Here is a 14,435-nt window from a genome sequence, read left to right on the forward strand (position 1 = left end):
TTATCGGCCAATATTCAATAAATAGACGGTGATGAAAATATAAATTGATGTAAGAGATAACATTAATAATATTAATTTAACTCGCCATCCATTATTGGGTCGTCTTTTTTCCAGAAGATTATCGCATGTATTCATTAACCGATGATTTTCTAAAGAGATATAACGACGCAAAGTATCAGGAAGATTCTCTAATTCCTGCTGGATAATATTATGCAATTCCAGATTGTCATGTTTGCCATAGCGGCCATAAAATCCAGAAAGCAAACAAAAAATATAGACTAACCGAACCTGGTAATTATCCGGTATCAACGCGGCAAGACGATCAAAAAACGTATTTCCACCAAGTTCGGCATTATAAAGCTCTGCCTGCAATGATGATTGTCGCCAAACACTCAATTCTTTCTGACCCGCGCATAAAATGGCTTCATCTGCCCAAACCACTACAGCGAAATTTGCCTCTTCGATATCCTGCAATCCATAACCATGCAGACGTGCTTTATTTTGTGCCTGCGTCAGCGCGGCTAACAGTGTTTGCCGCAACTCTTCGGCTTGATTTACCTGCTGTTGGATCACGCGCAGCACACCAGTGAATACCGGAATGTAACAATCTAACAAATGCATCATGACGCTCTCACTATAACGATCTCTATCTGCAAATCGTCTGGCGCATCAGCCCAGTGCACCGCCACATGTTCACTCTCTTCTACCTGCCGCCACAGTGTCCCGCGATTTTCTACCCGGAAATAACGTGTATTTGTCCGGTTAGGTAAACCATGCGGTGCAATTTCCTGATAATACAAACGCACACCGGGCAAAGCGCGATTAATAATGCCGTCGATCTGTTCTGCTGCGGCCAGTTTAATCAAGCGATCGTCAGGAATTTCACGTTCGCTATGAGTAAAGCTGTTAGAACGCAGCACCAGATAAACCCGCTGCTGTTCACTAACTCCCGCGACATTGAATGCGGCATGATAATAACCATGGCTTTCTTGTTGCAGAGGAATAACTGTGTTCGGCTCCAGCACCAATGCGTTGAGCAGATCAGTCATTGTCTGTTCACAACTATCGAGAGTCAGGGCCAGATTCAGATGCTGATATTTTTCCAGCATTTCTTCCCGCCCGTTCCACTGCCCTAAAAAAGAGCAACTGTCGGTAAAACAGGAAAGCTCGCTGATCAATTGACGTAATAACCCAAAAATCTGTAAGGGATGAACATCCCGCGCCTCTTGGAAATGGTGTAATTGCACGACATAACGTGCCAGAGTACGCAATGTCAGCAAGAGTGTGCTTTTTTCCTGGGTATAAACTTCCCCTTCCAGCGTTTGTGGACGTTTCAATTCTTCCAATTGATGGACACGCCCGGTCAGCTCCTGGCACAGTTGCTCAATACGTTGCCCCAGTTGTGGCGCAGCATATAACGTCAAACATGGTGGCAGATAGCGATTGTCCAATTCAATACCGTCACCGGTACAATGCAGTTGACCCACTGGCAACAGGGTATAACCCGTTGCTTGTGCAATCTCATCGTGCAGGAAAAAACGTAAGTTATAGGTAAGTTGTTGTACTTCTGCTTCCGGTCCCTCACCAAAAGCATCCCGCATATGTTGTTCTTGCGGCCATGTCACCCAACGGCTGGTAATATTACCGACACTTCCGCTATCCGTTATACCGGTGACGTTACTCTGATTGTGGCTGAACATATGCAAGCCGACATAAATGCGCTGCGGTTTTTCGCGGACCATCCAACAATCACGTAATGATCGGGCACTGAGTACACCATTGACACCACAATCCACATAACAACCGTCGGGGAAAATGAACGCTGCGTTATGGACGCTGAGCACTTCATCACTTAACGCAGCCAGATTGAACGCTAATTTCACCACACCAAACGCATAAGGTTGAGTCAGTAACTGATAACGCCCTTGCCAGTATTCATGTTGCAGCTCATGCGCTTGAAAGTGTTGCGGCTGTAAATACAATCCTGAATACCAATACATCGGTTTATATTCAAACATGACGTTACTTCCTCAACGAGTTTCTGTCATTGCCGTGTCCGGGGAAAATCACCTCATCCCCAGTGTTACCTGCGGAGAAGTCACTGCGGGTAATGGCATAACGTCCCAACGTCAGCTCAATATTCATGGGAACAAATTCAGCATTCCAGGATTTATTCCACCAGCCGTGCTGCTCAAGATGCAATGGTAGTGATAACACACGTATATGAATATTATTCGGTGCAGGATAATAACCGGCAATCAGTGCGATATAACGTGCCTGTTCTGCTCTATCAATATGTAAAGAGACGGATTGTCCCGGCATCATCACATAATTATCAAGCTGTAATATCTGCTCTGTTGCACCGGTGCCGGCAAATAAATTACGTAGCAACACGGGATTAGCCAGTAATTTATCCAGTTGTTCGCGTTTTTCCGCCTGAGCAATTAATATCGTGCAGCTATTAGGTATATTATTAAAAACATTCAGTTGCGCATCGGCAGTCATTTTTAAACGAATAGCATTACTTGCATAAACCGGTTTGGCCTGTGCAATTGCCTGTAAGCGTTTTTCATTATTGGAAATGGAATCACTGCAACCACTTATTAGAAAAATTACTGTTAATATTAAAAAACTGCGTTTAATGACATTATAAAAATTTATATTATTCATCTTGCCCTCTGTTTTTATCCGGCCCTTTTATCACACGCATAATTTCTTGTAGCGCGGAGGTATTATCTCCCATCATTTCCTCCAGCCATTCGGCCATTCCCATATTTGCCCAACGTGCTGCCCGCTCCATTAAATATGGCACTGGGCTGGTAGGTTCATTCTGTCGAAAATAATTGGCGATGTTGATCATTTGCTCAATGGCAATAGCGCGCATTTCATGATGCGTCCGACCTGACGCCAAAAAAGTCGTGTTAATGCCGTTTGGCTCTTTTTCTCCTGACAGAGTTTCTTCACTGCTGTATTTCTGAGCTGATCCCGGAGCAACAATTTCACGAAAACGTTCAATTAATGCCACCAAACTTTGCAGATGCTGCGTACTGGCACTCATACTGTTGCCGGATGTTGGCAATAAACCAAGCATGATTTGCTGCAATGCTTCCAATGCGTTGCGGACCTGTTCGGCCTGTTCCAGTAACCGGTTAAACCGCCCGGCGGGTGTGGTGCGAATACTGTCGTCACATTCAGCGATACCAAAATAGCCATCACTGATCAGAGGAGCACGTAATTCACTATTAACCGCGATACGTTGTTCAAAATATTGCACTCGTTGCCAGACATTCAGGCTCAATTTGTCATCATCGGTCAGTATCAGATTGTCCAACTGTTTCACCAGTTGTTTATCCAGCCAACTCAGGCGGCCCAGACGAGCATCCGCACTGTTTTCTTCATCATCATCCAGAGGCGGATAAAGCACCGGCCAAAAAGTTTCCAGCAAGCGGGTCAGTAACGTGATACCACCAGCGATACCTTCCAAACCATACAGCTCCCCTTGTGCCTGGGTTAACCAACAAGCTATCTGTAAGTCTTTACTGTATTTTTTCAGTACTTCCTGACATAACGCTGAAACCTGCATCCAATCAGCCTGACGAGTTTCACATCCCCATGTATCGTCCGGAAAAGAGTCTTCATCGGTTTCGCGTGCTGCATTTATTTGTTCAAAAATCGGCTCGTATTCGATATCACATCCTGCCGGTTCATCAGCAGAAATTGGATGTAAAAAACGGGTGATATCTGTTTGTGCTAAATTCACAGTGATTTCCATTTCAGGCAATAATCACCAGCGGGTAACCTGTAGTAATTGTGCCGCCATGTGCGCACAGATCACCAAGTCTGGCCGCGGGTCTCCCACCAATCAACACTGTCGGACTACCCATCACCACCGTATCCGGCGGCCCGACACACACCAGCAGTGAGCCCATTGTTGCCGCTGGCAAACCCCCAATCAGTACCGTCGGTACGCCCGGCGGCATAATGGGTCCGCCCACATGGGGTATAGGTGGTACCGCCGGCGACATCATTGGACAAATATGCATATCACCCATACGGGCAGCTGGCATTGGCATCATTGCTCTCCTTATAACGTGGCTTCGTGGTACAGATAGTTTTTGCGTCCCTCATCCTGCGACGGTGGCAATTGCTTCAGATGACGGTATGCCAGCTGAAAAAATTGCTCAATGTACCGCGCTTGCTGTTCCGGTTGCTCGCCATATACATGCAGGATCAGACACAATGTATCTGCCAGTGCTGCAAATGATTGCCACGGTTGCGGATAGACCGCTTCCAGATCGGGTGTTGTCATGCTGCCTTCACTCCAGAAAACTGAAAGCACCAGACAAGAAATCGGGTTATCAAATCCCACAACCTGCGCCTGTTCGAATAATTCATGACGCAGCGGATCACCGCCATTAGCGCGCCAGTGCCGTACTTGTTGCAGTAATAAACGCTGTTCTTGCATCATGTCTCGTTCGTAAACACAGGAGATAAATGTCAGTGCCAGCTCTAAAGCCTGAGCATATGGCAACATGAAAATGGTGTAGAACACCGCGTCTTGCCACAACATTTCCTTATTGAGCGCCGATAAATTCTGTTCGTGTACTGCATGTTGCTGTAATACCAATTCCGCCTGTGGAGAAAGCGGGCAGTGTCGTAATTTAACCATTGTTCTAAGCTCTCGTTATTCGTTGATCCTGCATTAACCAATCTTGGTCAAAATCCCTTTCACCATGGCAATGCCAGTAGCGTTCACCTGAACAATGCCGCCTTTTAATTGTGCCATTGCACTGCCTGCTACTTTTACCGTGGTCCCGGTGAGTTCCGCTATACCGCTACTCTTTAACGCCAGTTTTCCTGAACCCTCTACCGTGACAGATGGCGCTTTGATGGTGATCCCTGCCGGAGTAATCGATAATTTACTGGTGCCAACTTTCAGCTCAATCCCCTGATTTGCGGTAATAGTGCATTTCTGACCAACATTAATTTTGGCGTTGCCTTTGGATACTTCCAGCGCGTAATTACCTGCGCTGACGGTAGTGGTGAAATTGCCGCGATTCAGCGTTTGCTTCTTGTCGCCTTTTTTCACCTCGGTTAACGCATTGCCTTCACTCAGAATTAACGTGTCATTGCCCTTGTTAATTTGGGTATCGCGTTTTTCTTCGATTTCCCATTGCGCGTTACGATCGATCTGCGCCGAAAAATCATTTTTTACTTTCAGGCGCATATCTTTTTGTGAATGAAGCAAAATAAATTCTTCACCTTTTTTATCTTCGAAACAAAGCTGATGCCCTTGCTCCACTGTACCCTTTGCACTACTGCGCGTGGCAATGCCGCTTTGCGTTTTCTGCCCTGGCAACGCAAATGGTGGCATCTTCACTCCGTTATAAACTGTTCCTGTCACCAACGGACTATCCGGGTCGCCATCAACAAAACTCACCAATACTTCACTACCCACACGCGGCACAAATTGCGCCCCAAATTTTGCGCCATTCCAGAATTGGCTTACTCGTACCCAGCAGGAACTGTCATCATTTTTTTTGTGTTCTTTATCCCAGTGAAACTGGATTTTGATACGTCCTTGTGCATCGGTATGGATCTCTTCTGACGACGGGCCAACAACCAGCGCAGACAACACACCGGAAATATAGGGCCGGATGACAGAAGGACGTGGGCGAAATACTTTATTCGCCGGAAATAAAGTTACTTGCGACGAAAACAGTAATTCGCCTTCTTCCAGGTTACTTTCCGCTTTTAATTGCTGGTGGCCCACCGCGTACCGACCATCGGCACTAGTGTGTCCTTTCAGCGTAAACTGATGTCCAACCTGTAAACCGGGATAACTGTTAACGGCACGCGCGCAATGTGACTGTGATTCCCATTGTTCCATGCACAGTGCTGCCTGTGCCTCCAGTTGATTACGCTCCTCCTGACGTCGGTCGTCATAGATAGAAAGCTTCGAATTGACGGAATAGCCGTTGTTCGCTTTGGCACTGGCGCTAACTGCCGCGGCGTTTTTAACGTTATAACCATTCATTTCCGCTGAGCCTGGGATAATCATGCGATGAATATGCCAGGCGCGTAGCCCATATCCTTGCTGATCGCCGAGCTTAGATTGATATGGCAATACGGCTAAAGGCGCGTTAGTAAACGTCGAAGGATGATCAGCCAATACCAGCACATGACGTCCCTCTTCATGACGGAAGAAATAGAAAATACCCGCCTGTTCCAACTGACGCGTCACAAAATCAAAATCTGATTCCTTGTATTGCATACAATATTCAAGCTTCGGATAACTGCTTTTTAACGCCAGTTCAACGTCGTTAAACCCACGCTTACGGAAGATATCGCATACCATATCCGGCGCACTGATACGCTGATAAACGCGCAAATTGCGGGTTAACGTCAGCATTTTCAACCACGGCTCAATGCGTGCCTGATAACAAAACTGACCATCGGTAAAACCTTGTTGCTGTAATTCAGTCAATATGCCATGCACAATACGGCAATTTGGCGCTTCACCAATGCGAAATGCCAGTGATTTACCGATATAAGGCTCCAGTTTGTCCCAGTCTGCGCTGGAATAGAGCTGAATAGAAAATGAATAAGGCTGAGACAGGTGTTCTTCACCTTCGATTTTATTCAGCGCCACAATATCTGACAGGCTACCGATAACCTGTAAAAAACGATTTTTTTGCCCTAACAGCATATTTTCACCTGCATTTTTTATTCAAACCGCGTAAGGACTTGCACATTCAGCCAAATAAACACGCTGAATATTGCTATCTCCGGTATTCCCTAAACAACCATCCCACCCCAATCGGCGGCTGCCATTTAACATATTGCCCTGCCCACTATGCTGCACCAGTAATTCCAGCGAAAAAGAGAGCAGTGGCCCGGCAAATTGCCACACCCACTGTGTCAATCTGCGATATTGTTCATTTCCCGGCATAAAAGCGGCATGCTGCCAGGCGGCAAATGGCCCCAACTGTATATGAAACCCTGACTGAATATCCCAATAAGCTTGACCTAACATCGGGTTATCACCCAACAAACTGCGGCCCAGGCAACAACAATGTGCCTGTTCAGCATATTGCCAGCGTCCTTTAAAGGGATTAATGCTGACCGGCATGTTAAATTCCCGCTGCAACAGATGCTGCAAATTCATCATTGTACGAACTGGTGTCGCCAGTAACCCAACACAAGCGGGATGAGTGCGCAGTGTTTCACTCTCAGTCAATTGCCCGGCTGCCGCTGCAATGACTGCCGGCAGTGCCTGAGAACCCTGTAGCTCTGCATTGATATATAAGCGGTATTTCTGCCATGCCTGAAAACGCAAACTAAGCAGACGATGGGTAAAAATATCAATAAACGCCTGAGCTGATTCATCACCATAGCGATAACGCCTGTCGATCAGCCATTCGGTATAGCGTAATGGTAGAGCTCCAAAAGTTCCTAACAGGCCAAAGTGATGTACCGCCATGCGATACTGTTCATGCTCCTCTTGAGGAGGCGTCAGGGATTCTACTTCCCTTTCCGGCGCCTCCAGTGTTGGTACAGAGCTGAATTGCACCACATCATCAGGGATGATCACGGTTTCTTCACTTTGACGATGACGTTTAAGTAACCGACGTACATTCTGATAAAAACGACCGCCCGCCAAACGTACCTTGTTTTCTGCATTATTGTTTGCTAAAGCCATGTCAGTTTCCCGCTGCGACGTGGCCAGCGGCGCGCACTATTATTAACGGCCTCTAACTGTGTGACAGTTTGTGTGAAACTGTTAATTGGCGCATACATAGCGATAAAACGTTCCAACAGACTGCAAAACAGATAAAAATCGACGAACTCTCCCGCTTGTGCCTGAAAGGTCAGCGTTACCTCCAGCCCTCGCGCCAGAGAATAAGGGTCGGCGGGGTTTAAGCGTGCACTTACCGGCGCAATAGCAATCTGCTGTAACTGTGCAATCAACCTCGATATGGCCGGATCACTGAGCAGGTTGTAGAGTTCCAACGTTTCTTTTAAGCACTGAACTCCCTGTGGACCACTCAGTAACATTTGGTTCAAATTGAGTTGCGACACCAGCCGCCAATTCAACGCACAACTTGGTTGTGGACGTACCGGTAATCTGGGGCGGATCAATCCCAGAATTTTCACACCTGGCAGGGCACTTTCCGATTCGAAATCCCCGTCAGGATGACCGTTACTCAACTGCTGTGGTATATCGCGATTGGTACAGGTCAGACTCAGTATCACCACATCGGTTTCTGGTTTCAGATGTTCGCCGCGACTATCAGAAAAGCCGATGAACATATTCATCCCTGTGTCGTCATGTCTGAGTGAGGGGCGCGGTGACGCCTGCCAGAACAACGGAATCTGCTCGTCATCATCATATTGTGTATGTTCAATGCCAAATAACGACGGCATCAGTCTGGAACTCAATTGTTCCTGCTGACGGCTGACAACCTCAACCTGATTAATGGTATAAACTTCCATGCTTTGTGGACGACGTGCATCCGGCTGAACCAGGTATTCATGCTCGGTTTCCAGCGGAATAATCGGCTCCGCCTGATGAGGAAACAGATTGACGATGGGTACGCAATTCAACCAGAAGGTTTCGTTGCTGACTTTATCACTCATACGTTCAATACGACGCAATGCGATGCAATCCTTAAGCCGGAAACGATATTGCAACCCGACTGATGAACTGGAGATCAAACCGGCATCAGGTAACGGAATATCCAGAAATAAAAATCTTTCAGGAAAACTGAAATAATCGCGGAACAAGTGGTGAATCGGATTTATCAATAAATCATCGGCACACAAGTTGTCTTGTGGGTCAAAACCCACCACTTGAATATCCCGACTATTCATGCTGAATGTACGCTCACCCAACCGGCATTCCAACTGCTTAACTTGTGCCGATAGCAATTCATATAAGCTGTGAGTCAGCACCGGTACACCATGTAAGTACAAACGAATATGTTGAGCCTGAAAACTGGCACCCGGCCACAATGTAAAATTCAACGTTAAGATAAAATCCCGGTCGTAAGGGTCCGGCGTCAGCTCCGTGTGCGTTAAATCTAATGGCAACATTTCCAGTGGATATACTGTGCGGAAACGGCATGCCACATCACCTACCGGCTGAGAAATCAATGGGGTATGCCGCGCGATTGTCATCATCCCGGTAACACCGGATGTCTGCGGATCCTGCTGAAACTGCACCAGCGATACCGACGGTACCTGACGTAAAAACTGCGGTGCCAGTACTTCCAACATTGAAGTACTGAGTTCCGGCATGTCTTCATCAATACGTTGATGGATTTTTGCCGTCAAAAAAGCAAAAGATTCCACCAGACGTTCTACGTGCGGATCTTCTGAAACACCCTCCGCGAACCCAAGACGTTTAGCAATTTTGGGGAAACGATGAGAAAACGCAGCGCCATATTGTCTTAAATAGTTTAATTCCCGGTTGTAATAAGTCAGTATTTTCTGTGGTAATCGCATCATATTGTTTATTGTTATTTATCCCATGAGATTGAATAGGTATATGCGGTACTACTCCATGAAATAGAAAACACCACCTGTTCATTGAAAAAACTTCCATTCACCCAGAAAATAATATTCTCCGGCGTATTTTTCTGTAATGTAATAACGACATTTTTCAAGCGTGGTTCGAACCAGGAAATAGCCTGGTAAATATTATTGCTCAGTGCATCAATACGCTCATTATTGGAAATGTCCACATTAATGACATCGGAAACACCATAATTTAAAACTGATTTTGGCAATTCACCAAATAATGGTGAAATCGCGGAGATCGGTCTTGATGAAAACAGCATGCTCAAATCGGAAATCAGGCTTTGTACGACTTCCTGACGTGACCAGTTCAACGTTACACCACGTTTTTCATCTTGTGGATAATCGTCTTTCAGACGATGGAGAAATGAGGGCTGAATCATCATATCTTTCCGGGCAGAAACCGCCGGCCTTTGGCCGGCAGTAAAAACTATTGTTTCTTGTTCTCGATAAGATCCCAACCTTCTGGACCAGCTTTGCTGCCTTTGGTTCCGTCTGGGCTGAGTGGGGTGAATGTCCATTTAATTTTGGAATAGGTGATAGAAAACTGCTCTTGTGGGAATTCACCACCACGTGAACAGGTTTCATGGACGTCGGAGATAATGCATTCGTCCATTTCGACTTCCGCATAAGGATGCATTTCACCTTTGAAAATCGTACAGATTTCCAGTTTCACTTTCTTAATCGCCGTCCCCTGAGCCACTGCTGACAACAATTTGATAGAACTAATATCCATCACCTTCACACAGTCAATGGTACGGAAACCCGCGGCACCAACGGTAATCTTACGTTTACCACTGTCTGCGATACGTGCGTGGTTGAACGCACCAAAGTTGACATGCTCCAGCTCAATCCAGTCTTTATGTTTGCTGTCGGTACTCTCACCTTTAATACTATCAATTTGTAAAAAAATTGAAGAACTCATAATTAACCGCTCCGTTGTAATAAAATAGGACAAATTTCAATAAATAGAATAATCAAGCAGCCGATGATGGCGGTAAATCAGCAACCAGCCGTAAAGACATACTTAATCCTTCCAATTGGAAATGCGGTCTTAAATAAGTTACCGCTCGATATGTTCCAGGTGCTCCTGGAACTTCAACAACATCAATCCTTGCTTCACGCAATGGATGACTGGCTTTAATTTCTGCACCGACGGTATCAGAACCAACAATATATTGGTTGATCCAACTTTGTAGATAGGACTGACATTCTCCGCGGGACATAAAACTACCCACTTTGTCACGCACGATCATTTTCAAATAATGGGCGAAACGAGAAGTCGTCATAATGTATTGCAATTGTGTCGATAATTTTGCGTTGGCATTTGCCAGGTCAGAATTATATTTCCGCGGTTTGTTAGGCGACTGCACCGAGAAAAAAGCGGCATAGTCAGTACCTTTATAATAAACCAAAGGAATGAACCCTAATTCCGCTAGCTCTTTTTCACGGCGATCAGAAATGGCAACCTCAGTCGGGCATTGCAGCATCTTTTCACCGGACACAGAGGAGTAATGATGGGTCGGCAATGCCTCTACCAATCCTCCACCTTCTACGCCGCGAATGGCCGCGCACCAACCATATTGTTCAAACGCAGCCATCATACGGCCTGCCAGTGCATAAGCAGCGTTAATCCACAGATAACTGCTACTGTCCCCTTCTCTGACTTGTTCTTCGAAGCAGAACTGTTCAACCGGGATGGTTTTTGCTCCGTAAGGTAAACGGCCAATCACCCGTGGTAAAGTCAAGCCAACATAGCGGGAGTCATCAGATTCCCGGAAACGTTTCCAGCGCAGATAATCTGACGTTTCAAACAGTTTGGACAAATCGCGTGGACGTGGCAACTCACCAAAATCATTCAGCCCCAACATGCCTGCGTTGGCTGAACTGATAAACGGGGCATGGGCTGCTGCTGCCACATGGGAAATTTGCTCCAATAAGTAAAGATCTTCCGGGCTGTTATCAAAGTCAAAATCACCGACAAATGCTGAGTAAGGTTCACCACCAAAGGTACCGTACTCATACTCATAAACATTCTTAAACAACATTGACTGATCGAAATCAGACGCTGATTTAAAGTCCTTTAGCAAATCGGTTTTTGTCGCGTTCAACATGCGGATCTGGGTATTATCAGTTTCACTCTGGTCGAGTAATCCTTTAAGCCCTACCCAGGATGATTCCAGGCGCTGGAATTCCGGGTGATGTAACACCAGACTCAGTTGAGCGGACATCAGCGCGTCAATTGCTGCGATACGTTCCTCAATGCTGTTTACTAAATCACCAGAAACCACCAGCGAGCCTGACGTTACTTCGGACAGAAACTGGTCGAGCTGGCTTTTGACCCGATCACGATCTGCTTCCCGGCGAATCGCTTGGGTGTTATCAATAACCTGATCAAGAAAATCACCACTTGTTTCTGGCGTTTTCAATTCTTGCTGTTCAACAACGCTCTGTTCCATATTTTCCTCACTGTGCATTGTTATTTTCCGGAGTGACGTCATCTACCGTATTTTCTGTGGCTGGCGTTTCTATCTCTTCATTTTTTACTTGCGGTAATTTGTCCGCATGTTCAGCAAGAATTTCCGCCAGACGGTCACGCAATTTTTCATTGCTCAATGCACGACCTTTCAGATCGCTTAATTTGCTGCGAATCTCCAGCAGATTACGCAGCGGTTCAATCTGCTTCGCCAAATTCTCTGGGGTAAAATCCGCCATTGATTTAAATTGCAAATCGACATTAATAAATCCACTGTGACCAGGCAGTGCACTTTCAACCTGTAATTCCAATGAAGGTGTCATACCTTCCATTACCGCATTAAAATTATCTTTATCAATATGCATGAAATGGCGTTCACGCATAGGAATTGACTGTTCAGAAAATTGACCAATAACACCAATGACTAAAGGCAATTCTTTTTTTTCGACCGTACCACCTAATTCAACATCATAAGTAATCTGAACTCGGGGCGGTCTCACTTTATCAAGCTTACGTTGAGTATTCATGGCACCTTTATACCTTTTATATATGACAGGAAGTGCAAACTTACGTTAAACCGCACCAAACCTGATTGAATAACCGAACAAGATGAGATAGACGAAGAGATCAATTAACGTCTATTTATAGCAATCTAATATGCTGTGACACATTTAATGATATTTAAAACCCATCGTGTGTCGGCCTGGTGAATAAGTTCTCATATATATTAATTCGATGCAATGCTTACGAGGTTGAATATAATATAAAAAATTTTTTTAAATTGACGTAACAATCTGTATTTAAAGATTAAATTAAAAATAATGCATTGTAATTATAGTGTATTTTCATACTTGTCCTATTTTTTAAATGATATTTTTGTAGTGAAATTCTGATTAGTCAGAAAAAATATAGGTGCAATTAACCTGAAATGGTTATATTGATTATCAATTTATTAGATTTTAAAGTGTTTAATTAAATAATAAAGCGAAAAATAGTAAATGAGAATGAAGTGGGTAAACGTTATTTTTCAATTCTGAAAAGCAATTAATTATCTTAGCTTTTGTTTTTAATAATTTTATGAATATAAAAGGGGCATGTGGAAGAATCGAAAATGACGAGTAAACTCAATTTATCATGTTGCTTCAAATTCTAATGGACATACCCTTCCAGTAGATGACATGACTGGCATGAGGAAAACTCAATTCGAAATGGATTTTTGCTTCATTGGCTGAAAGTACGTCCATTGTTATTACCTCCTAATATCATTCGATTCGTTCAATATAAAGGAATTTAAGCTTCCCGATTAAATTCCTTTAAGGAAATTTTCAACACAGTAGTGCCAGGGAGGTCAATCTAGACTTTAATCCAAGGGACATACCCGAATAATATGACCGTCAGGATCTTCAACGAGGAAAGTACGGCCAAAGACTTCAGTGTAAGGTTCCTGCACAATTTTGATGTCGGGGTTCTTCCGCCATTCCTCAAAGAGGCGATCTACATCTTCGTGAGATGGCAACATAATACCGATCTCAGAAAATCGCGGGACAGCAACATCTGGCTTGGTTCCGCCTGTCCAAATAGCAAACAGTGCTTCGCCGTCGGCAGCAAATGCTACATAGCGGGGGCTGGAAAATACGGGTTCAGAATTGAAAAGTGTCTGGTAGAAGGCTGTAGAACATTCGATATCAGATACGTAGACAAGTTGAAGGTTAGGTTTGGGAGATATTGTCATTATGTCATTCTCATGTAAGTTCAATTCAATATAAATAAGTAAAAATAAACTGTGAAATAACTCAACATTTAACAGTTTGTTTTTATATTGCGCTTATCATTTTAAGGTAATGTTGAATACATGTATATATATACATGTATGACTATCTTCACAAATTCCATGTCGATGACACGAAGCTGACTTAGTAGTCGTTCAGAGCAAGAAATGCGAGCCCCCATCCGAGCCAGTGGATCGGACCATTGTTCAGCACCATTCACAATAAATGCCGCACTTATTTCCAGCAGTAACTCTGGATACATAGTCCTTAAACGTCTCTTCCACACGAGGATGACTAAACAAAACCTCGTTCTCGTACTGAGGGCTCAACATGCCATCAATATACACTCGAAACAAACCACTGATAGCTTGTTCAGCTTCTGTAGACATGAAGCATGTCAGTCATCAGATTAGCGTGACTGCTCCCCGCCGTTTAGAGGGTGTCGCAAAAGGCGCGTGTTATCCGTTAAGATCTGCGTACTTCTTTTTAAGCGCAGATCTTTTATGACCTTATTCATTCGAAAACGGGAACCTTCTATTCATACTGGACGTCAGTTTGTCACCGCTCAGCACTTACCTGTCTTAGCGGGTTCTCTTTCCCTTTCTGATTAT

Annotated in this window: 14 protein-coding genes; all 14 read right to left on the reverse strand. The window is 44.7% G+C overall.

The annotated features are described in order from the left end of the window. The 14 genes from C5470_RS04520 to C5470_RS04585 all read right to left on the reverse strand — a co-directional run bounded on the left by C5470_RS04520 (position 1) and on the right by C5470_RS04585 (position 13,787). On the reverse strand, positions 1–624 hold the full coding sequence (locus C5470_RS04520) for a DotU/TssL family secretion system protein (protein ID WP_166286310.1): 624 nt from the start codon (positions 622–624) through the stop codon (positions 1–3). After that, complete coding sequence (gene tssK / locus C5470_RS04525; protein WP_166286312.1) at positions 621–2,018, reverse strand: type VI secretion system baseplate subunit TssK; 1,398 nt, start codon at positions 2,016–2,018, stop codon at positions 621–623. Before tssK ends, C5470_RS04520 begins: the two co-directional genes overlap by 4 nt. A gap of 4 nt (positions 2,019–2,022) precedes the next feature. Further along, positions 2,023–2,670 (reverse strand): type VI secretion lipoprotein TssJ, encoded by a 648-nt coding sequence (locus C5470_RS04530; RefSeq protein WP_166286314.1) that lies wholly within the window; start codon positions 2,668–2,670, stop codon positions 2,023–2,025. Continuing rightward, positions 2,663–3,760: a type VI secretion system protein TssA gene (tssA, locus tag C5470_RS04535; RefSeq protein WP_166286316.1), complete on the reverse strand. Its 1,098-nt coding sequence runs from the start codon at positions 3,758–3,760 to the stop codon at positions 2,663–2,665. The genes C5470_RS04530 and tssA overlap by 8 nt, the downstream gene beginning before the upstream one ends. Positions 3,761–3,773: 13 nt before the next feature. Further along, positions 3,774–4,073, reverse strand: coding sequence for a PAAR domain-containing protein (locus C5470_RS04540; protein ID WP_207626889.1), 300 nt, complete (start codon positions 4,071–4,073; stop codon positions 3,774–3,776). Between the two features lie 11 nt (positions 4,074–4,084). Next, on the reverse strand, positions 4,085–4,669 hold the full coding sequence (locus C5470_RS04545; protein ID WP_166286318.1) for a DUF6931 family protein: 585 nt from the start codon (positions 4,667–4,669) through the stop codon (positions 4,085–4,087). A gap of 33 nt (positions 4,670–4,702) precedes the next feature. Then, entirely contained in the window at positions 4,703–6,709 is a 2,007-nt protein-coding gene (locus tag C5470_RS04550) for a type VI secretion system Vgr family protein (RefSeq protein ID WP_166286320.1), read from the reverse strand. Between the two features lie 21 nt (positions 6,710–6,730). Then, on the reverse strand, positions 6,731–7,702 hold the full coding sequence (gene tssG, locus C5470_RS04555; RefSeq protein ID WP_166286322.1) for a type VI secretion system baseplate subunit TssG: 972 nt from the start codon (positions 7,700–7,702) through the stop codon (positions 6,731–6,733). Then, positions 7,693–9,510, reverse strand: coding sequence for a type VI secretion system baseplate subunit TssF (gene tssF / locus C5470_RS04560; RefSeq protein WP_166286324.1), 1,818 nt, complete (start codon positions 9,508–9,510; stop codon positions 7,693–7,695). The genes tssG and tssF overlap by 10 nt, the downstream gene beginning before the upstream one ends. An 11-nt stretch (positions 9,511–9,521) precedes the next feature. Next, positions 9,522–9,965, reverse strand: coding sequence for a type VI secretion system baseplate subunit TssE (gene tssE, locus C5470_RS04565; RefSeq protein ID WP_166286326.1), 444 nt, complete (start codon positions 9,963–9,965; stop codon positions 9,522–9,524). A 44-nt stretch (positions 9,966–10,009) separates the two neighbouring features. Then, positions 10,010–10,504: an Hcp family type VI secretion system effector gene (locus tag C5470_RS04570; protein ID WP_166286328.1), complete on the reverse strand. Its 495-nt coding sequence runs from the start codon at positions 10,502–10,504 to the stop codon at positions 10,010–10,012. A 52-nt stretch (positions 10,505–10,556) separates the two neighbouring features. Beyond that, a complete protein-coding gene (gene tssC, locus C5470_RS04575) occupies positions 10,557–12,038 on the reverse strand; it encodes a type VI secretion system contractile sheath large subunit (RefSeq protein ID WP_166286358.1) in 1,482 nt (493 codons plus the stop codon). 7 nt (positions 12,039–12,045) lie between these two features. Further along, on the reverse strand, positions 12,046–12,582 hold the full coding sequence (tssB, locus tag C5470_RS04580) for a type VI secretion system contractile sheath small subunit (protein WP_166286330.1): 537 nt from the start codon (positions 12,580–12,582) through the stop codon (positions 12,046–12,048). Between the two features lie 833 nt (positions 12,583–13,415). Further along, a complete protein-coding gene (locus tag C5470_RS04585; protein WP_166286332.1) occupies positions 13,416–13,787 on the reverse strand; it encodes a VOC family protein in 372 nt (123 codons plus the stop codon). Between the last annotated feature and the right edge of the window lie 648 nt (positions 13,788–14,435).

This window comes from Photorhabdus stackebrandtii, from assembly GCF_011189495.1.
GTDB lineage: Bacteria > Pseudomonadota > Gammaproteobacteria > Enterobacterales > Enterobacteriaceae > Photorhabdus > Photorhabdus khanii.